At 73.0% G+C, this 19,328-nt stretch carries 20 protein-coding genes; 12 read left to right on the forward strand and 8 right to left on the reverse strand.

The window, feature by feature from the left end:
- Positions 1-150: 150 nt before the first annotated feature.
- The 3 genes from SXIN_RS17805 to SXIN_RS17815 all read right to left on the reverse strand — a co-directional run bounded on the left by SXIN_RS17805 (position 151) and on the right by SXIN_RS17815 (position 4,348).
- Positions 151-1,491, reverse strand: a complete 1,341-nt coding sequence (locus SXIN_RS17805; RefSeq protein ID WP_192883600.1) for a ferredoxin reductase family protein — start codon at positions 1,489-1,491, stop codon at positions 151-153.
- Between the two features lie 231 nt (positions 1,492-1,722).
- Positions 1,723-3,195, reverse strand: coding sequence for an FG-GAP repeat protein (locus SXIN_RS17810; RefSeq protein WP_019711859.1), 1,473 nt, complete (start codon positions 3,193-3,195; stop codon positions 1,723-1,725).
- 181 nt (positions 3,196-3,376) lie between these two features.
- A complete protein-coding gene (locus SXIN_RS17815) occupies positions 3,377-4,348 on the reverse strand; it encodes a hypothetical protein (RefSeq protein ID WP_095757220.1) in 972 nt (323 codons plus the stop codon).
- Positions 4,349-4,529: 181 nt separating this feature from the next.
- Here SXIN_RS17815 and SXIN_RS17820 point away from each other — a divergent pair, with 181 nt between their 5' ends.
- The 5 genes from SXIN_RS17820 to amaP all read left to right on the forward strand — a co-directional run bounded on the left by SXIN_RS17820 (position 4,530) and on the right by amaP (position 7,098).
- Complete coding sequence (locus SXIN_RS17820; RefSeq protein WP_019711857.1) at positions 4,530-5,003, forward strand: Asp23/Gls24 family envelope stress response protein; 474 nt, start codon at positions 4,530-4,532, stop codon at positions 5,001-5,003.
- A 66-nt stretch (positions 5,004-5,069) separates the two neighbouring features.
- Positions 5,070-5,261, forward strand: a complete 192-nt coding sequence (locus SXIN_RS17825; protein WP_019711856.1) for a hypothetical protein — start codon at positions 5,070-5,072, stop codon at positions 5,259-5,261.
- Between the two features lie 3 nt (positions 5,262-5,264).
- Complete coding sequence (locus tag SXIN_RS17830; protein ID WP_019711855.1) at positions 5,265-5,672, forward strand: Asp23/Gls24 family envelope stress response protein; 408 nt, start codon at positions 5,265-5,267, stop codon at positions 5,670-5,672.
- The gene (locus SXIN_RS17835) at positions 5,669-6,493 is read left to right on the forward strand and encodes a DUF6286 domain-containing protein (RefSeq protein ID WP_192883601.1); all 825 of its coding nucleotides are present in this window, start codon (positions 5,669-5,671) and stop codon (positions 6,491-6,493) included. The genes SXIN_RS17830 and SXIN_RS17835 overlap by 4 nt, the downstream gene beginning before the upstream one ends.
- Before the next feature lie 8 nt (positions 6,494-6,501).
- Positions 6,502-7,098 carry an alkaline shock response membrane anchor protein AmaP gene (amaP, locus tag SXIN_RS17840; protein ID WP_095757221.1) on the forward strand — a complete coding sequence of 199 codons (597 nt, stop codon included), beginning with the start codon at positions 6,502-6,504 and terminating at the stop codon, positions 7,096-7,098.
- Positions 7,099-7,207: 109 nt separating this feature from the next.
- Here amaP and SXIN_RS17845 read toward each other — a convergent pair whose 3' ends face one another.
- On the reverse strand, positions 7,208-7,639 hold the full coding sequence (locus tag SXIN_RS17845) for a DUF2000 domain-containing protein (RefSeq protein ID WP_019711854.1): 432 nt from the start codon (positions 7,637-7,639) through the stop codon (positions 7,208-7,210).
- A 49-nt stretch (positions 7,640-7,688) separates the two neighbouring features.
- On the opposite strand from SXIN_RS17845, the gene SXIN_RS17850 reads away from it, so the two are divergent.
- The 3 genes from SXIN_RS17850 to SXIN_RS17860 all read left to right on the forward strand — a co-directional run bounded on the left by SXIN_RS17850 (position 7,689) and on the right by SXIN_RS17860 (position 13,302).
- Positions 7,689-8,564, forward strand: coding sequence for a helix-turn-helix domain-containing protein (locus SXIN_RS17850; protein WP_019711853.1), 876 nt, complete (start codon positions 7,689-7,691; stop codon positions 8,562-8,564).
- 152 nt (positions 8,565-8,716) lie between these two features.
- Positions 8,717-9,043: a CU044_2847 family protein gene (locus SXIN_RS17855; RefSeq protein ID WP_019711852.1), complete on the forward strand. Its 327-nt coding sequence runs from the start codon at positions 8,717-8,719 to the stop codon at positions 9,041-9,043.
- Positions 9,040-13,302, forward strand: a complete 4,263-nt coding sequence (locus SXIN_RS17860) for an nSTAND1 domain-containing NTPase (RefSeq protein WP_192883602.1) — start codon at positions 9,040-9,042, stop codon at positions 13,300-13,302. The genes SXIN_RS17855 and SXIN_RS17860 overlap by 4 nt, the downstream gene beginning before the upstream one ends.
- Before the next feature lie 258 nt (positions 13,303-13,560).
- Here the strand turns inward: SXIN_RS17860 and SXIN_RS17865 are convergent, their stop codons facing one another.
- The gene (locus SXIN_RS17865; protein ID WP_019711850.1) at positions 13,561-14,103 is read right to left on the reverse strand and encodes a hypothetical protein; all 543 of its coding nucleotides are present in this window, start codon (positions 14,101-14,103) and stop codon (positions 13,561-13,563) included.
- Positions 14,104-14,181: 78 nt separating this feature from the next.
- Positions 14,182-15,036, reverse strand: a complete 855-nt coding sequence (locus SXIN_RS17870) for a helix-turn-helix transcriptional regulator (RefSeq protein WP_019711849.1) — start codon at positions 15,034-15,036, stop codon at positions 14,182-14,184.
- Positions 15,037-15,293: 257 nt separating this feature from the next.
- Here SXIN_RS17870 and SXIN_RS17875 point away from each other — a divergent pair, with 257 nt between their 5' ends.
- Entirely contained in the window at positions 15,294-16,001 is a 708-nt protein-coding gene (locus tag SXIN_RS17875; protein WP_019711848.1) for a type 1 glutamine amidotransferase domain-containing protein, read from the forward strand.
- Between the two features lie 130 nt (positions 16,002-16,131).
- Here SXIN_RS17875 and SXIN_RS17880 read toward each other — a convergent pair whose 3' ends face one another.
- Positions 16,132-16,578 carry an anthrone oxygenase family protein gene (locus SXIN_RS17880; protein ID WP_019711847.1) on the reverse strand — a complete coding sequence of 149 codons (447 nt, stop codon included), beginning with the start codon at positions 16,576-16,578 and terminating at the stop codon, positions 16,132-16,134.
- 91 nt (positions 16,579-16,669) lie between these two features.
- Here SXIN_RS17880 and SXIN_RS17885 point away from each other — a divergent pair, with 91 nt between their 5' ends.
- Positions 16,670-17,248 carry a TetR/AcrR family transcriptional regulator gene (locus SXIN_RS17885; RefSeq protein WP_019711846.1) on the forward strand — a complete coding sequence of 193 codons (579 nt, stop codon included), beginning with the start codon at positions 16,670-16,672 and terminating at the stop codon, positions 17,246-17,248.
- Positions 17,249-17,408: 160 nt separating this feature from the next.
- Here the strand turns inward: SXIN_RS17885 and SXIN_RS17890 are convergent, their stop codons facing one another.
- Positions 17,409-18,029: a hypothetical protein gene (locus SXIN_RS17890; protein ID WP_019711845.1), complete on the reverse strand. Its 621-nt coding sequence runs from the start codon at positions 18,027-18,029 to the stop codon at positions 17,409-17,411.
- 557 nt (positions 18,030-18,586) lie between these two features.
- Between SXIN_RS17890 and SXIN_RS17895 the strand changes: the two genes are divergently transcribed.
- Together SXIN_RS17895 and SXIN_RS17900 are read left to right on the forward strand one after the other, a co-directional pair.
- Entirely contained in the window at positions 18,587-18,946 is a 360-nt protein-coding gene (locus SXIN_RS17895; RefSeq protein ID WP_039824469.1) for a type II toxin-antitoxin system RelE/ParE family toxin, read from the forward strand.
- A 10-nt stretch (positions 18,947-18,956) separates the two neighbouring features.
- Positions 18,957-19,307 carry a helix-turn-helix domain-containing protein gene (locus SXIN_RS17900; protein WP_019711843.1) on the forward strand — a complete coding sequence of 117 codons (351 nt, stop codon included), beginning with the start codon at positions 18,957-18,959 and terminating at the stop codon, positions 19,305-19,307.
- Positions 19,308-19,328 lie beyond the last annotated feature (21 nt).

Genomic DNA, 19,328 nt, shown 5'->3' on the forward strand with positions numbered 1-19,328 from the left:
CCTGCGGCTCCCGACTCCCGGCTCCCGGCCCCCGGCCCCCGGCCTCAGGTCATCGGCTGCGCCGCGCCGCGCCGTCCCCGAGCCCCGGCGGAAGCACATCCGCCGTCCGGAAGACCGGCGTCCGTTCCGAACACGTGGCCCCCTTCCGGGTCACGCCAGCCCGAACCTCTCGGCGTGCACCTGTCGCGCGGGGACCTTCAGGTCCCGCAGGCCGGACAGGACGGCCGTGGTCATGGCGGGCGGGCCGCAGACGTACACGTCGCGTTCGGTGATGTCCGGGACCAGCCGGTGCAGGCCGTCCGGGCCGAACGGCGGGGCGCCGCCCTCGCCGGTCCTGCCGGTGAGCAGATGCAGCCGTCCGCCCCGCAGCGCGACCAGCTCCCGCACCTCGTCCAGCAGCACGGCATCGGCCTCGCCGCGAACCCGGTACAGCACGACGATGTCGCCGGTCCCCTGTTCCTCCAGCAGTGCCCGCACGGGCGTGATGCCCACGCCGCCGGCGATCAGCAGGGCACCGGGCCGGGTCCGGTGGAGCGAGGTGAACGCCCCGTACGGTCCCTCGACGAAGACACGGCTGCCGACCGGGACGTTCCGCAGGCCGGCGCTGGTGCTGCCCGCCGCCTTCGCCGTGAGGCGCAGACCCTGTCCGTCGGGCGTCGCCGACAGGGAGAAGGGGTTGGCCGTCCACCAGGGGTTGTGCCCGGGGAACCGCCAGATGCAGAACTGCCCCGCCCGGGCGGGAAGTTTGCCGAGGTGCCGGCCGGTGACGTACACGGACACCACGTGGTCCGACTCCGGCACCACGGCCGCGACGCGGAACCGGTGGTAGGCGTTGCGCCACAGCGGCAGGGCGACACGCCCGGCCAGCAGAGCGCCGAAGGCGAACAGCCACAGGATCCACCAGTAGGCCGTCGCGAACGGGGAGGAGGTGAACGTCTTGGTCTCCAGCAACTGGTGCACGAACGACAGGCCCAGGGCCACGTAGAGCAGCAGGTGCAGACCGTGCCAGACCTCGTACCGCAGCCGCCGCCGCAGGGGCCGGGTGGAGACCACGGCGATCACGAGGAGGACGGCCGCGGCGAGGATGCCCAGCAGGGAGGCCGGCACCCCGCTCAGGGCGATGAACGTCTTCCCCATGGAGGCGTCGTCGAGTGTCGCGTAGCCGAGCACCACCAGCGTGGCGTGGGTGAGGACGGTCCACACCAGCAGGAAGCCGACCCAGCGGTGCCACACCGTGAGCCGGTCCATCCCGATGCGGCGGTCCAGCCACGGCAGCCGGGCCACCAGCAGCAGTTGGCAGAGCATCAGCAGGGCCGCGTGCACTCCGAAGAACTTGGCGACCGTGAGCACCCCGTTCTTGCCCGGACCGGCGCCGAAGAACAACGCCTCGACGATCACCACGTTGACGACGACGAAGGTCCACATGGCCCAGCGCGCCGCGTCCACCGGAGACACGCCGCCTCTCCGCACCGCGTTGTCCACTACCGCCATGTCCGCCCCCATCCCCTGCGGCCGCGGCAAGCGCGGCCCGTGTACACAAACCCCGTGAAGACCGAGAGCTTCGGCTGTTGCGCACACCTCGGTCATATACGGATACGGGGCACTGACCCGGCCCGTTCACGCCGGAACGGCCGAATCCTACGGGCGTTCGGTGCGTTCTGTGCCCGACCGCGCACCTGTCGGGGCCCCCGCCGCCCGGACCGGTCGGCCACCGGGTGCCGGCTACTCCACGTAGACGCCGGTGTGGTTGGCGAGGACCGCGCCGAAGCGGGAGCCCGCGGCCGGGATGCCGAGGTCCACCGGGTTGAAGGCGGCCGAGCCCGCGGCCGTGAGGCCGGAGGCGGTGCCGCGCAGGGACCAGACGGCGCCGGTGCCGTTCTCCTCCGGTGCGGACGCGGCCAGTTCGGCCCTGCCGTCCCGGGTAACGTCCAGGAGGCGGACCGCGTCGCCGAAGTGGTCGCCCGTCTCGGCGATGCCGGGAATCCCCCGCATGTCCTGGTGGAAGGCCTGCGCGCCGGTGCCGGTGAGGCCCCCGGAGCCGCCCTTGAGCAGGACCACCGCTCCTGCCCCGCTCCGGTTGCCGATGGCCTCGTAGGGCACGGCCGCGGCGAGGTCCGCGTAGCCGTCGCCGTTGGCGTCCCCCGCGGAGAGGCGGGCGCCGAAGTTGTCGCCCTTCTCGCCCGTGCCCGGGACGCCCGGGGTGTCCTGGTGGATCGTCGTGACGCGGCCGGTGCCCGGCCCGGAGGGGGTTCCGTGGAAGACCCTCACGGTGCCCGCGTCGTCGGGCAGGTTCTCGACGATGTCACCGGGGACCACACGGGTCGCCAGGTCGCCGATGCCGTCCTTGTCGAAGTCGCCGGTCACGGCGGTGGCCGCGGAAGGCAGCGCGGCCGGGACCGTGGAGAGGCCCGAGGCGGTGCCGCGCCAGAACTTCCCGCCCTCGGCGTGGTTCTGGTACGCGTAGAAGGTGGCGAGGTCGTCGATGCCGTCGCCGGTCATGTCGCCCGCGGCGATCGCGGAAATGCTGTTGTCGGTGCTGAACAGGGTGAGGTTCTGCACGCCCGCCGGTTCCCCGGCCCGGCTGAACGGGCCGCGGAGCACGGAGCGCACGTCCCAGTCGGGCCCGTACTCCAGGAAGAGGTCGGCGTTGCCGTCGCCGTCGAAGTCGCCGCCGGTGAGGTTGGAGCCGACGTTCCAGTACCTGCTGTCCGCCGGAGCCTTGAGTACGGCGGAGCCGTCACCGCTGAGACCGCCGGTGCGGCCCCACAGCACCGTCACCATGCCGCGGCTGCCGGTGCCTGTGACGTCCTCGCCCGCGCTGTGGACGGCGAGGTCGGTGAGGCCGTCCCCGTCGAGGTCGCGGGCGATCAGTTTCTCGCCGAAGCGGTCGCCCTCCTCGGGGGTGCCGGAGATGCCCGCGCTGCTCTGCGTGAGATACACGCGGGAGGAGGTGTCGGGGCCGGACGCCGAGCCGTAGGTGATGACGACGTAGCCGGCCTGCCCGTGCCCGGAGACCGTGGCGTCGGGGGCTCCGATCGCCAGGTCCTGGTAGCCGTCGCCGTTGAAGTCCTCGCCGGCGGACGCGGCTGCCGCCGGCGACTGCCGGGCCCCGTCGGCCGCCTGGGCGGGACCCCCGGTGAGGGCGGCGCCGAGACCGAGGGCGGCCAGGACGCACAGCGCGCGCGGGCGACTCATGATTCCTCATTCCTCCGGCAGCGCCATGACGGACGGGACACGGTCCATGGGGCCACAGGTCCATACGGTGAGACCTGTGGCGCGGCCGGAAGGTTGTGCGCCGGGGGTGGGCGACGACGCCGGGCGTGGGCGAACAGCCCTCCCTGGTAAGGGCGTTGGGGAGGACGGGACCGGCGGCCCGTCAGGCCGGCGGCGCCCCGGCCGGTTCCACCGCGGTCACGAGGACGGTGACCGTCACCGGGCCGGGGGCGTCGCCCTCCGCCGCCCCGGCCACCGCCGTGCGGACGGCGCGGGCGACGTCGAGGGCGCGATGGTCCTCGGCGGTGGCGAGCTGGACCCGGATGTGCTGGCTCGGCGGATCGTCGGCGTCCTTGATCCGTACGGCTTGGGCGAGCCACCGGCTGGTCCGTCCCGTGGGCGGCTCCGGAACGGGGGCGAGGCGGGTGACGCCGGGCACGGCCGTCACGGCGTCGGCCAGCTCCGCGGCCGGCTCCCGCACGGGCACCGGGCCGGGTGAGGGGTGCGGCATCGGGCCCGGCGACGGGTGCGGGCCCGGCGACGGGTGCGGGGGGCCGGAGACCGGGGCCGGTCCGGCGCCGTCGGTTCCGGGCGGGTGCATGCCCGGGCCGTCGGCTTCGGCCGGGTCCGGACGCCAGTCCGCGAACCTGGCCGCGGACGGATCCGAGGCCCGGGCCGGGGGCCGGTCCGGGGCCTGGTCCGGGGCCCGGTCGGCGGCCCGGTCGTCCGCACGGGCGGGCTCCCCCAGCAGGTCCGTCACCCGCAGGTCGATCTCGGCCGTCGGCAGCCCGAGGCGTCCGGTGGCCGCGGCGAGCAGCGCCCGGCGGAGCTCGCCCGCTGTGCGGGGCAGGGGCTGCCGGGCCGAGGCCGAGAAGTCCGCCTCGATCCGCAGCGGTTCCGGCCGCAGCGCGGCCCGGGGAGCCCCGGCGGCCGGCTCCGGCGCCGCTTCCGGTACGGCCAGGCGGATTCTCACGGCGCCGAGCCGGACGCCGTCCACCCGGGCGGCCGCCCGGTTCAGCACCGCGCAGGCGGCGCGCTCGGTGATCCACGCTCCGTCCCCGGGCCCGCCGAGGGGCAGGAGAAGGCCCGGGCCGAGCGGGTTCCGTCCGGCCCGCGTCCATCCGTCGGCCGTCATCGGCCACCACCTCTTCCGTACCGTGCCGTGTCCAGACCGCCGGAACCGGGTCCGTGCGGCCGCCCGCGCCGCCGGTCCGGCGGGCCGGGTCCACCGTATGCCCGCACAAGGAGCATCTCGCGCAGAACGGCCTTAACGTGGAAAACCGGGAGGAATCCGTTCCAGGAAGGGATCACCGGCCATGACGGAAACGGCACAGAAGAGCAGGCCCGACACCTCCGGCAGGGAGTCCGCGGGCGGCGGGTCGTACACCGCCGACGGCGGGGCGCGCGGCAAGACGAGCGTCGCGGACAGTGTGGTCGAGAAGATCGCCGGGATGGCGGCCCGTGATGTGGACGGCGTGCATGCCATGGGCGGCGGCATCAGCCGGGCCTACCACGCGGCGCGGGAACGCGTGCCCGGGACGACCAAGTCCGTCTCCCACGGAGTCCGGGTCGAGGTGGGCGAGAAGCAGACCGCGATCGATCTGGAGATCGTCATCGACTACGGGGTCTCGATCTCGGACGTCGCGTCGTCCGTGCGGGAGAGCGTGATCTCCGCCGTGGAGTGGATGACGGGTCTGGAAGTCGTCGAGGTGAACATCTTCGTCAGCGACGTGAGTCTCCCGGGCGAAGAGGAAGAGCAGACAGAGCAGGAGCAGCCACGGCTCCGTTAGCCGGATCCTGCGGAGCGCCCGGATCCCGCGGAGCGCGGAGAAGGCGATGAACGCGAAAGAGGCACGATGAGCATGGCCATGGTGGGCCTGGTCGCCGGAATGGCGCTCGGCTTCGCAGGGTACTTCGGCGGCTTCGGGGCTTTTCTCCTCGTGGCGGCGCTGGGCGCGGTCGGATACGTCGCCGGGCGGTTCGCGGACGGTGATCTGGAGCCCGGCGACTTCTTCCAGTCCCGTGAGCGCCCCGCCCGGCGACGGTGAACGGTGGCACAGCCGCAGACCGCAGCCCCGGCGGTACCCGCACACGAGCGAGGGGCGACGCGTGTCGCCGACCGGGTCGTCGCGAAGATCGCTTCGCGGGCGGCCCGTGAGGCGATGAGCGGATTCGACGAGTCCGCTGCTCTCGTGACTCCCGGCCGCACGGCGCCCAGCGCGCGGGCGTCGGTGCGGCCCGCGTTCGGGCGGGGGCCGTCGCTCGGCGACGCACGCCTGCACATCGGGGTGGAACTGGGCTACCCGTCCGACATCGGCGCGCAGTGCGGGGCGGTCCGCCGCGTCGTCACCGAACGGGTCGGCGGGCTGGCGGGCATGAAGGTCCATGACGTCGTGGTGACGGTCGAGCGGTTGCACTCCGCGCACACGCGGGGCGAGGGCCGGGGGAGGGTGCGATGAGCGAGCGGGAGCCGGAGCGAGGGCCGGAGCCCGGTCTGGAGCCCGGTCCGGAGCCGGCCCTCGGGCCGCGGCCGGCCGGTGACGCCGGGGCGTCCCCGTCCACGGCGGCGGGCGGGACCGCACCGGGCGGATCGTCGGTCGCCGCCGGACGGGGCGAACGGCGCCCCGCGGGACGAGCCGACGGCGGGACGGGCGCCGGGACGGGCGCCGGGACCGGCGCCGGGGCCGGCGGCGCAGGGACCGGCGGACAAGCCGGGGGGCACGCCGAGGGGCGGGCCACCCACCGGCTCTGGTCCACCCGGCGCGTGCCCGCCGCCATCGTCGCCCTGGTGGCCGTCGCGGGCACCGGTCTGCTCCTGTACGACGTGGCCGCCGTACGGGCCGGCGGGCCGGCGATGCGCTGGCGGCGCGTGCTCGCCGACGAACTGGCGACCCGGCCGCTCGACGACCGCTGGGTGCTCGCCGGCGCCGCGCTGGCGGCGGCCGTCGGGCTGTGGCTGCTGATCCTCGCGGTGACCCCCGGCCTCCGCGACCTGCTGCCGATGCGGACCCCGGCCGGGTCCGGCGACGTACGGGCCGTACTCGGCCGCTCCGCGGCCGCGCTCATCCTGCGCGACCGCGCCATGGAGGTGCCGGGCGTCCAGTCGGCCCACATCCGCGTGCGCCGCCGCCGGGTCAGGGCCAGGGTGACGTCCCACTTCCGCGAACCCGACGACATCCGCGCCGACCTGGACGCGGCCCTGACGGACGGGGTGCGGGAGCTCGGTCTCGCCCGGCGGCCCTCGCTGTCCGTCCGCGTCCACCGCCCCCGGAAAGGGTGACACCGCACATGCTCAGGACCGTCAACCGGCTGCTGCTCGGGCTGGGAGGGCTGGCCCTGTTCGCCCTGGGCGGCGCCGCGCTGGCCGGTGGCCTCGACCTCGAGCGGCACTGGGACTTCCGCCTGCCCGGCTGGTGGCCCTTCGGCGGACCGGACGACGTGATCCTCACCGACGGGGCACGGACCCGGTTCCGGGACGACGGGTGGTGGTGGCCGGTCGTCCTCGCGGCGCTCGGCGTGCTCCTCGCGCTCCTGCTGTGGTGGCTGCTGAGCCAGCTGCGCCGGAACCGCCTCGCGGCGGCCCCCGTCGACAGCGGCGACGGCGTGGGAGGGCAGCTGCGAGGACGGGCACTGGAGGACGCCGTGGCCGCCGAGGCGGAGGCCATGGACGGCGTCGCCCGCGCACGCGTCAGGCTGATGGGCCGCCCCGCGGCGCCCAGAACGCGGGCCGGACTGCGGCTCGAACCACACGCCCGGCCGGCGACCGCCCTGGAGCGGCTGAGCCGGGAAGCGCTCCGGCACGCCCGGGAGTCGGCGGGCGTGGGCAGCCTTCCGGCCGAGGTCCGGCTCAACGCGGTCCGCCACCGGGCCCGCCGGGTGACCTGACGTTCCGCCGCCCGTGACCGGGGCCCGGGCCCGGTCCCCGAGGGCGGGCCGGGGGACCGGGCCCGGAGCGGCCGGCCCGGATCGGCCGGGCCCGTGCGCCCGTACACCCTCAGGGATGCATACGGGCGCCCTTGAGCACCTTGTCGACCGCGTTGCGCGGCCCGTGCACGGCCAGACCCACCAGGTCCAGCCGGTCCCGCGGCACGGCCCGCACCGCGGCGCGGTTGTCCCGGTCGTGGCCGGTGGCGAAGAGGTCCGAGGTGAACACCGACCGGGGAAGCGAGCGGGACAGGGCGCGGCCGTGGGCGGCGGTCAGGATCTCCTTCGTCCCCTCGAACACCAGGACGGGCTGGCGGAACATGGGCAAATAGGGCGTGCCGTCGGCGTCGGCGTACGGTTCGCCGATCACCTCGGGCAGCTCCGAACCGAGCCCGCTGACCAGGAACGCGGTGACGTTCAGCCGCTGCCAGGACTCCAGATCGTCGCGCAGCAGCACGGCGATCTTGGTGTCGAACCGTACGGGGGTGTGCTCGTGTGTCATGCCCTGAGCCTGCACGCCACCACGGCACACCTTCTTGTACGTTCTTGACGTGGTGGCACGGCCGGAGATCTCCGCGTGGCGACCGCGGGTTCCGGGCGTCGCGGAAGTCCTCCACGCCCACTTCACCGAGCACGCGTACCCGATGCACGTCCACGACGTGTGGACCCTGCTGATCGTCGACGACGGTGCCGTCCGCTACGACCTGAACCGCCGCGAGCACGGCACCCCCCACGACACGGTCTCGCTGCTCCCCCCGCAGGTGCCGCACAACGGCTCGTCCGCCACCGCGCACGGCTTCCGCAAACGGGTGCTCTACCTGGACCTGACACAGCTGGACGAGGGCTTCATCGGCCCGGCGGCGGACAGCCCCGACCTGGCCGACCCCCTGCTGCGCCGCCGCGTCGGACGACTGCACACGGCCCTGGCGCGGCGGGGCGACGAACTGGAGGCCGAGAGCCGCCTCGCCCTGGTCGCCGACCGGCTGCGCGGCCACCTGCGGCCCCGGCTCGCCGCGCACCCGCCGAACGCCGGCCGCGGCGTGGCCCACACCCTGCGGGAACTCCTCGACGAACGGCTGACCGACGGGGTGAGCCTGGACGAGGCCGCGAAGCTGGTGCACGCCCACCCCACCCACCTGGTCCGGGCGTTCACCGCCGCCTTCGGCATCGCCCCGCACCAGTACCTGATGACACGCCGCGTCGAACGCGCCCGGCGGCTGCTCCTCGACGGCCGCCCGCCCGCGGAGGCGGCGACCGCGTCCGGCTTCTACGACCAGCCGCACCTGACCCGCCACTTCAAACGCATCCTGGGCACGACGCCCGGCCGTTACGCCCCCCGAACGGCCGGCCCGGAACGACGGCGCGGGCCGAGGCCCGCGGCCCCTGGCGGCAACGACACGGGGAACGGTCCGCGGGACGAGGGCTGAGCGGCGGCCGTGTCGGTGGCGGTGCCGGCCCGAGTGCGCCCATCGGGAAACCGCCGGATCTCGGCGGACGTCGCGGCTAACATGCTGCGCAGTGCTGGTCTGAACGTGCCGCCGTACTGCCTGACTTGGCGGACCATCGGAGAGGTCATCGCGTGTACCTGAGCGTCCCCTTCGAGGACGGCGAGACTTTCGTCGTCGAACTGCCAGAAGGGCAGGGCTCCGGAGTCATCCGGGCGAGCCGTGGTGAAGGGCTGATCGAGTACTCCGCCGACACCTTCGAAGCCGGAATGGCCCGCGTCCGCCACGTCGTCGAGGCTCTGCTGGAGCCCTTGACGGACCTCCCCAGGAGCCCCGACCGCATCCGTGCCGAGTTCGGGCTCCGTGTCACGGCCGAGGCGGGGCTTGTCGTGGCCAACGGGTCCGGTGACGCGCATATCGCGCTGGAACTGGAGTGGAGTCGCCGCGAGGGCGGCGGGTGAGTTCGCCGGGCGGGTCGAGCGCGGCCTGGGAGCGCGGGACGGCACGCGTACTGCACGACGGACGGCCGGTCGGTGTCGCGTTCCTGATTCCCGGTCGGTTGCTGCTGACGTGCGCCCACGTCATCTCGTCCATCGTCGGCCTCCCGGCCGGCCGGCCGCTGCCCGCGCGTCTTCCCGTGACCGTCGACTTCCCGCTGCTGCCCGGCCGTCCCGAGGCGGCGGCCACGGTGCACTTCAGTGTGCCGGTGGCCGCGGACAACAGCGGTGACGTCGCAGTGCTCCAGTTGACCGGCGAAGCCCCGGCGGGCGCCGTGGCGATGCGGATCGTGGAAGCGGACGACCTCGCCGGACACCGCTGGCGGGCCTTCGGCTTTCCGAGGTACCCGGGGCCGGTGGGCGGCAAGGACGCCGGTGTCTGGACCCGCGGCATCGTTGAAGGCCGTGAGGGAACCGGCTGGTGGCAGCTGACGTGCGACGAGCGGGCGGGTTTCCCTCTGGCCGGCGGCTTCAGCGGGGCGCCCGTGTGGGACGAGGAATACCAGGGCGTGATCGGAGTCGTCGTCGCTGTCGAAGGAGACCAGCGGCGCCGCACCGGCTACGCGCTGACCGTGGAGTCACTCGCCCGTGAGTGGCCGCAACTGCGCTCACGCCTCCTCGACGACAGCCCGTTTCGCGAACTCTTACCGTTCACCGAGCACGACAGCGCGGTGTTCCACGGACGAGCCAACGAAACGCGCCGGCTGCTCGAGCTCTTCGGGGAACAACAGGTACCGATCCTGCCGGTGCTCGGCGCCTCCGGCGTCGGCAAGTCCTCGCTGACCGGCGCCGGACTGCTGGCCCATGTCGACCAGAACAGCCACCTGACCGCCCGCCTGCCCCACGGCCTGCGGCTGACCGCCGAGGAACTGCTCGCCTGGGCCCTGGCATCCGCGGGCGACGCGGACACGAGGAAGGCCGACTGGCACGACCGCTGGTCCGCCCTGGCCTCCCGGCTGGGGGACGAGCACGGGCTGCGCACCGCGCTCGAACAGACCCTGGCCCGGCACGACGGGCGGACCAGGCTTCTGCTCGTGCTCGACCAGTTCGAGACCCTGCTCGCGGACGCGCCGGAGACCGCCCGCAAACTGGACGCGATGCTGGGCGTCCTGACGATGCGCCGGACCGACGGCAGCCGCCCGGCTCAGGCCGTGGTCGTCAGCCGGATCGACTTCCTGCCTCAGATCGAGCAGCTCCCGAACCTGCGTACCGCTTGGGAGACGACCCACGTAGTGGTGCCGCCGATGACGCGGGACCAGCTGCGCGAGGCCGTCACCCGCCCGCTGGAGGGGCACGCGGGCATCCGCTTCGCCGACGGCCTGGTCGAACAACTGCTGCACGACACCCCGCGCGGTGCGGCCGCGCTGCCCATGCTGGAGTACACCCTGAGCCAGCTGTGGGCACGGCAGGAGCGCGGTGTGCTCACCGCCACCGCCTACCAGGAGCTCGGTGGCGTCGAGGGAGCGCTGGTCGGCAACGCGGAACGCACCCTGTGGGAGTGGGCGGACAGTTCCGAGCACGAGGCGCTGGAGCGGATCTTCATCCAGCTGGTCCGCCCCGCCGAGCGGCTGGACGCCGGGGAGCACGGCCCCGACATGCCCAGGGTCGCCGACCGCACGCAGTTCTCGGAGCACGACTGGTCGTTGATCCACCGGCTGGCCAGCACCCGTCTGGTCGTCGTGACCCGCCGCCCGAACGGGCTGGACACGGCTGAACTCGCGCACCAGGCGCTGGTGGAGAGCTGGCCGCGGCTGCAGGGCTGGGTCGAGCGCAACCGCGACTTCCGGAGCTGGCAGGAGGAGCTCCGGCGCACCGTGCGCGCCTGGCGGGAACGGGGACGGCCGCGGGAACTCACCCTCGACCGGCACCGGATCGACGAGGCGAAGCGGTGGCTCGCCGCCCGGGCACCCGAAGTCTCCGCCGAAGAAGCCGAGTTCGTCGAGGCCAGTATCCGGGCCCAGCAGCGCATCTCCCGCCGGCGCCGCCTCGTCCTGGCCGGGTTCGCACTCCTGGCCGCCCTCGTCGTCGTCGCGTCCGGCCTTGCCGCGCTCAACGCGCGAACGAGCGACCAGCAGCGCGATCTGGCCGCCACCCGGCGACTGATCAGCGAGAGCCAGGTCAAGGCCGGCACCGACCCCGTTCTGGCCGCGCGCCTCGCCCTGGCCGCTCAGCGCATCCACCCCACAGCCGACACCCGCGCCCGGCTCCTGAGCACCCTCACCGCACCCTCGCGCGCCACTCTCACCGGTCACACCAGCCCGGTGAGCTCGGTGACCGTCAGCCCGGACGGAGACACCCTGGCCACCGGCAGCCGTGATCGGACGGTGCGGCTGTGGGACCTGCGGACCCACCGCCGGCTGGCCACCCTCACCGGCCACGGCCGCTCGGTGGGCTCGGTGGCCTTCAGCCCGGACGGGAAGACCCTGGCCAGCGGGGGTGAGGACCGGACGGTGCGGCTGTGGGACGTCCGTACCCGGCGTTGGTCGGCAACCCTCCCCGGCTCCACGAGCAGCCCCGTGGTCTTCAGTCCGGGTGGAGACGTTCTGGCCACGGGCGGTGAACAAGGGACGGTGCGGCTGTGGGACGTCCGGACCCGGCGTCCCCTGGCCACCCTCAGGAGCCACGGCCGTTCCTCGGCGCCGAGGGTGGCGTTCAGTCCGGACGGCAAGACCCTCGTCACCGGCGGCAGCCTGGAGCGGACGGTGCGGCTGTGGGACGTACGGACCCACCGTCAGAAGGCCACCCTCAAGGGCCACACCGGCAAGGTCCAGTCGGTGGCTTTCAGCCCGGACGGGAAGACCCTCGCCACCGGCGCCAACGACTCCACGGTGCACCTGTGGGACGTCCGGACCCGCCGTTCGTCGGCCACCCTCACCGGCCACACCGGCAGCGTGTGGTCGGTGGCCTTCAGCCCGGACGGAAAAACCTTGGCCACCGGCGGTCAGGACCGGACGGTGCGGCTGTGGGACGTACGCGCCCGCCGTGCGCTGGTGTACTTTCCCGGCCACGCCGACCAGGTGAACTCGGTGGCCTTCAGTCCGGACGGGGAGACCCTCGCCACCGGCGGCAACGAGGCCGCGGTGCGGTTGTGGGGCATGAGGGCCGGCCGTCCGCTGGCCACCTTCACCAGACAGGGGGAAGGGGGCCGTTCGGTGGCCTTCAGCCCGGACGGAAGGACCGTGGCCGCCGTCAGTGACGAGCGGAGGGTGCGGCTGTGGGACGTCCGGACCCGCCGTCGTCTCGCCACCCTCACCGGAGAGAGCGGCTCCGGCCGTTCCATGGCGTTCAGCCCGGACGGCAAGACGCTGGCCACCGGCAGTGACGAGCGGACGGTGCGGCTGTGGGACGTCCGGACCCGCCGTTCGCGAGCCATCCCCACCGGCCACACCGGCGGAGTGTGGTCGGCGGCGTTCAGTCCCGACGGGAAGATCCTGGCCACCGGCAGTCACATCGACCGGACGGTGCAGCTGTGGGATGTACGGACCCGCCGCCGCCTCGCTGTCCTCAGCAGCTCGTTCGGACCGGTCGTCTTCAGTCCGGACGGCAAGATCCTGGCCACGGCCAGTGGCGAGCGGACGGTGGGACTGTGGGACGTGCGGACCCGCCGCCCGCTGGGCACCCTCACCGGCCACACCGGCCGGGTGCCCTCGATCGTCTTCAGCCCCGACGGGAAAACCGTGGCGACGGGGAGCTGGGACAGCACGGTGCGGCTGTGGGACGTGAGGACCCGCCGTTCGCTGGTCACCTTTGAGGGCCACACGGATTTTGTGCAATCGGTGGCCTTCGCGCCGGACGGAAGCACCCTCGCGAGCGGCGGCAGAGACGCCACGGCCCGGTTGTGGGACGTGAGGACCCACCGTCGTCTCGCCACCCTCACCGGCCACACCGGCACCGTGTGGTCGGTGGCCCTGAGCCGGGACGGAAACACCCTGGCCACGACCAGTGACGACCGGACGGTACGGCTGTGGGACGTCCGGACCCGCCGTCAGACGACCACCCTCACCGGCCACACCAGCACGGTGGCATCGGCGGTCTTCAGCCCGGACGGAAACACCCTGGCCACCAGCGGCTTCGACGAGACGGTGCTGTGGGACAGCGGGATGTTCAGCGATCTCCGCACCCTCATCGACGGGGTCTGCGCGATAGCGGGCCGGTCCATGACCCATCGAGAGTGGCGACAGCACGTACCCGCGGGTGTGGAATACCGGCGGATCTGCCCATGAGCAGCACGGAGGGCCGGGGTCGGCGGCACCCCCGCCCGGCGAGCCCGCTCCGCCGTGTTCGGGCTTCCGCGAGGGACCGACAACACCCGCGGTACGGCGATCGCCACGCCGGGAACACCGGGCTCAGCGGCAGGCGCGGCTGGCCGGAGTCCACCTGCGGCTGAGTGTTTTCCGTCCTCGGCCGGGGCAGAGGCCGACCGCCGTACCCTCCGGCTCACGGCGCGCCGGAGCCTCGCCACGAGCCAAACGCCAGGGCCCTCAAGGGTTCGCCGGGCCGGCCGGCCCGCCCTCAGGAGACGTCACGCCGGCCACAGGGTCTGCCCGCCGCTGCCGCGACGCGTAGACCGGTGCCACGACCGACGTCACCAGGAAGAGCAGGGCCGTTCCGCCCGATATCACCGTCAGTACGGCCGCCCCGCCGCCCCCGGTGTCCTCGTCCCGAACGGCCACCCACGGATCGTCCGCGTGATAGCGGACGGTCATCCGGGCTCCGACGGAGCTCTTGCCGCCCCCGCTGCCCACCGGCAGGTCCGCCACCACGGTGTTTCCCTCGGCCCGGAACTCGACCTTGCACTGGCCGATCATGCACGAGCCCTCCGTGTGCAGCGTCGCGGAGGTCTGCTCGCCGTCCTGGAAGGAGCGCAGGTGCTGGGCCGCCGGGAGCATGACCAGGACCGAGAGCGCGCCCGACAGCAGCGCGATCCCCAGCATCAGCAGCACGGCCGTCAGAGGCCGCACGCTTCCCGCGGCCGCGTCCTGGTGCCGCCCGCCGGCAGTGGTTCCGCCCGGTATGCCGTCCATGTCTCGCCGTCCGTTCCCGTTCCTCCGCACATGACGGGCCCAGCATCCCAAGCGCGGCGGCAGGTCACCCTCACCCGGTCAAGCGCTGTCGCCGGTCAGTGACCAGCTGGCGAGAAGGCTCAGGGCCCGCTGCGACGGCGAGTTCGCCTCGGCCGAGTAGACGAACAGCGTCGTATCGGGGTCCCCGGGCAGCGTCAGGGTCTCGTACTCGACGGTGAGGTCTCCGACCACGGGATGGCGCAGCCGCTTGGAGCCGTGCGTCCGCTGATGGACTCGGTGCTCGTCCCACCACAGGGCGAACTCCGGGCCGGCCTCGCGCAGTTCGGCGATCAGGTCGATCGTCGCCCGGTCGGCGGGGCCGGCCCCCGCCTCCAAACGGAGGTTCTCCACCGCCGCGCGGGCCTGTTCCTCCCAGTCGACGAACAGCGACCGTGCCGCGTCGTCGAGGAACATCCACCGGGCGTAGTTGCGCCGGGACGCGGGGAACCGCTCGAAGTCGGTGAACAGCGCCTTTCCCAGGCGGTTCTGCGCGAGCACGTCGGTGCGGCGCCCCAGCACCAGGGCCGGCACGTCGCCGAGCGCGTCGAGCAACTGGTACAGCCCGGGACGGACTCGCTGGACAGGACGCGTACGCGGCCGCGCAGCCGCGGCCTCCGGACCGATCAGGTCGGCCAGGTGAGCGCGGCCCGCCCGGTCCAGCCCGAGTGCGCGGCCGATGGCGTCCACCACCGACGGGGAGGGAACGATCCGCCGTCCCTGTTCGAGACGCGTGTAGTAGTCGGTCGACACACCGGCCAGGAACGCGACCTCCTCGCGCCGCAGCCCCGGCACGCGACGCACGCGACCGTCGGCGGGCAGGCCGGCTCGCGACGCGTCGCACTGGCTCCGTGCACGGCGCAGGAAGTCCGCCAGTTCGGTGTTCTTCTCCGGCATCCGTCCATTCTGGCCACTCGGCCCGGCATCGTGGGGCCGCCCGGGTGGGTCCGCCAGTCCCAGGCAGCCGGTCCCAGGTCGCGGAGGGCCGGAGGAGCCGTCCCGGACGGGGGCCTCCGGAGCCACGCTGATACCGGCATTCACCGTCACCCGCACGACCGGGAACGGGGGCCGCGTGCATCGACGCACGAACCGGTCGTATCGACCGCTCGGACATGCACGCCACGAGGAAGCACCGCAACCCTGAGGAGACCACGATGAGCAGGATCCTGATCGTCATGTCCGCCGCCGACCGGTGGGAGCGCACGGACGGCACGTCCTACCCGACGGGCTACTGGGCTGAGGAACTGGCCGCCCCGCACTTGGAGTTCACCGAGGCCGGATACGAGGTCGACTTCGCCTCGCCGGGCGGAGCCCCGCAGCCCCTCGACGAGCACAGTGCGGACCCGGCGCTCGCCGGCCCGGACTGTGCCCGGTACGTCGAGCACGCCCGGAAGGCGCTGACCGCGTTCGGTCCGCTCATTCCGCTCAGCGAGGTCGAGCCCGCCGACTACGCGGGCGTCGTGCTGCCCGGGGGCCACGGCCCGGTGGTCGACCTCCACCGGGACGCCGACCTCGGCCGCGTCCTGCGCCGGTTCGACGACGCCGGCGCCCTGATCGGTGCCGTGTGCCACGGCCCCGCGGGCTTGCTCAGCGCCATCGACCCCGACGGAAGCTGGCGCTTCGCAGGCCGCCGGATGACCGCGTTCACCGATGAGGAGGAGCGGATCTTCGGGACCGCCGAGGGGGCGCCCTGGCTCCTGGCGTCCCGGCTGCGCGAGTGGGGAGCCCGGCACGAGGGCGGAGCGCCGTACCAGCAGTACAACGTCCGGGACGGAAACCTGTTCACCGGCCAGAACCCCGCTTCGAGCACGCGCCTGGCCGAGGACATGATCGCGGCCCACGGCGCCCGGCCAGTGCTCTGACCGCGAGGCTGCCTTCCCGGATCCCGGGTGTCCGGTGGCACGCTGCCGCCGGGGGAGTGCCGGGGAGCGCCGGGGAGCGGGAGGGTGCGCCGGGTGCCCGGTGCCGGCCCGGGGGTCAGGTGAGGGCGTGTCAGGCGAGGGCGGCGGCCAGCAGGGCGAAGGCGGCGATGATGACGGCGACGCGGACGTAGTGGAGGCGGTCCCAGCGGTTCATCTGCTGCTTCCAGTCGGCGGGCCGGTTGTCGGGGGTCCAGGTCCTGCCCCGGTTGTTGATCGGGACGAGCAGCAGGATCGACATGATCACGCTGAGGGCCAGCAGCACGCCGGCGGTGACGACGAGGCCGGTGCCGTGGTGGTGCCGTCCGGCGACGGCCCAGACCGCGACGAGGACGAGCGAGGTGATGTACCAGACCGGCATCACGGCGCCGAGCATGCGTCCCCCGTGGGCGCGGCCGAGTTGGCCACTGTCGTCGGGGAGCGCGTTGAGGATCGGGTTGATGACGAAGGCGACGGAGAACTCCACCCCCACCATCACGCCGACGACCACGGTGGTGAACACCTCGAGTGCGTTGAGCATGATGAGCCCTCCCGGGTTCTAGCATTGCTAGCGAATGAGGCAACGCTAGTACTGTCGCCGCTCGATTGTCTAGCAGTGCTAGGATCGCGTCATGTCGGTACAGGAGCGCAAGGAGCGCGAACGGGCGGACCGCGAACGCCTCATCGTGGCGACGGCCCGCGAACTCGCCGAGCAGCAGGGCTGGGACGCGGTCACCACGCGCCGGCTCGCCGAACGCATCGAGTACAGCCAGCCCGTCCTCTACAGCCACTTCCGCGGCAAGCGGGAGATCATCGGCGCCGTCGCCCTCGAAGGCGCCGCCGAGATGGCCGCGGCGCTGAGAGCCGCGACCCGCGCCGCGAATGGCCCGCGCGCCCGGGTCTCCGCCCTGGCCCGCGCCTATCTCGACTTCGCCGAACGCAACCCGGCGGTCTACGACGCCATGTTCCGGCTCGACGGCGGCCTGGCGTTCGCCCACGAGGACACCCCGGAGCCGCTGAAGGACGCCTTCGCCGCCCTGCTGGAGAACCTCGACGAGGTCGCCGGGGACGGCGTCCACCCGGGACTGTTCACCGAGGTCTTCTGGGCGGCCCTGCACGGGCTGGCCACCCTGACCCGAGCCGGACGGCTGCCGCCGGGGGACGCCGAGCAGAGGGTAGAGCTGCTGGTGGAACGGCTGGCCATGGTCTGACCCGCCGTCCCCGCCGTCCCCGCCGTCCCCGCCGTCCCTGCCGGCACTCGGCCCGGGCCGGGGCCCTCGGGCCCCGCCACCGCCGGCCCGGGGCACCGCTTCCGGTCACCCGCGCCCACCCGGCAGGCCTTGCGACGGCCAGCCGGTGAGGGGACCCGCCTCACCACCCGCAGTCGAGGTCGGCCATGCCCCCGTGGAGCACCGGATCGGTGCTTGTACCGCTGACCCGCAGAAGACCGCCGTCCCGGCCCCAGTCCAACTCGTAGGTGCCTGCGCCGACGGGCCGGTGACCATCGTCGACCATCCAGGATCCCGACTCGCCCAGAGCCAGGCCGGTGCGCCCCACCGCGTACGCCTCGCCATTGCCGATGAGGAAGAAGGACGTCTCCCGCACCACGGCCGTGCAGCCCTCCGGCCCCGCGGGGCGCAGCACGTGGTATTCCGCGCCCGAGATCAGATCGTCCACCGTTCCCCACGTCGTGCCGAGCACCGCCGTGACGATCAGCAGGCTGCTCCCCAGCCGTGTCCAGGAGGCCGCGTCCCGGGCCGCCTCCCGCGAAGACCTCGACGAAGACGAACTCGCCCGGCGCGCCGCCTGGGTGAGGGCAGACCGGAGAACGAGGGAGATCACCACGAGCACCGCGCTGACGCCCCAGCCGGGGACCACCCGCCCCTGCACGACCAGCAGGAGGCTGCTCCAACTCGCCGCGGCGGCGAGGGCCGGAACCCCGATGCCGACTGCGGTGGAAGCGGCGGGCGGCAACCTCACGGTGCGCTGCAAACGTTCCTCGGCCACGGCGGCTACGACGCTTTCGAACGCCCCGGCAGTTGCGGTGAGAAACGGAAGCCGGGCGAGATCCGCGTCCCCGTCACGCGCCGCTCAAGCATCCATCCACTGTGGGGGGTCCAACGGCGGACCATGTGGGAGCGCGGAAGGCTGCCCTTCTCCCGTGAGCGTCCCGGGGGAGCGGCATCCCTCCGAGGTCCACCCTCCGTGACTAACAAGAATGTCACCAACTTTGGTGTTGGTATCTCCGGTGTTAGTGAGGCTGGAGAGGCTGCGACACGTCTTCGTGGGCAGGCGGCACGAGCTCGACCTGCTGCCTGGGTGACAGAGTGTGGAAGCCGGTCGTCTGGATGTCGGCGTAGTGGCAGAAGCGGCCGTTGGAAGTTCAACGAAAGTCGAGCACGCCCGACCCTTCCTCGTCGCTCCACTCGCGGACGGTCGCAGTAACCCTGGCCGGAACTCTACGGGCTCCGTCTCTGACGGCAGACGTCGACGCTTGCTGAGACTTAAGGAAAACCTTAAGCTCGGTCTTGGTGTCGAAGGGAGTCGTCTTGAGCTGGGCGATCAAGGTCACTGGTGAGTACGCCGAGTGGTTCAGGCTTCTGATCAAGGAAGATCTGAGTTCGGCCTCCCAGGTCGCGCAGGCTGTGGCTGCCTTGCGCGAGGCTGGGCCGACCTTGGGACGCCCCCTTGTAGACCGGCTGAAGGGCTCAGGGCTACATCACCTGAAGGAGCTGAGGCCGGGATCGGGCGGGCGCACTGAAATCCGGATCATCTTCGCCTTCGATCCGACTCGCTCAGCCCTGCTGCTGCTGGGCGGTGACAAGGCCGGAAACTGGGATCGCTGGTACCGCGACAACATTCCGCTGGCCGAGCGGCTCTACCACGACTACGTCGGCGACGAGGACTGAAGGAGTGGCCATGCCCAAGAAAGCCGCGCAGGACTGGGAAGCCCTGGAGCAGGAGCTGTACGAGGCCGGTGTGGAGCCCGCCGAGGTGGAGGCAGGGTCTCGCCGGCTTCTCGCCGAAGCACGTGGCCACCAGCTCGCCGAGGCACGCAAGCAGTCGGGGTTGACCCAGCGGGATGTGGCGACCCGAATGGGAGTCAGCGTCGCCCGGATTTCCCAGATCGAACACGGTGAGGGCGCCACCCTGGACGTCATCACCCGCTACGTGGAGGCACTCGGTGGGAGGCTGGATCTGGTCGCGGACTTCGGCGACCACACCCTGCGCATGCCGGCCAGCGGCAACCAGGGCAGTGCGGCGGCGTAGGTGTCTCCGGCCGGTGGCTCT

The sequence above is a fragment of the Streptomyces xinghaiensis S187 genome, assembly GCF_000220705.2.
GTDB classification, from domain to species: domain Bacteria; phylum Actinomycetota; class Actinomycetes; order Streptomycetales; family Streptomycetaceae; genus Streptomyces; species Streptomyces xinghaiensis.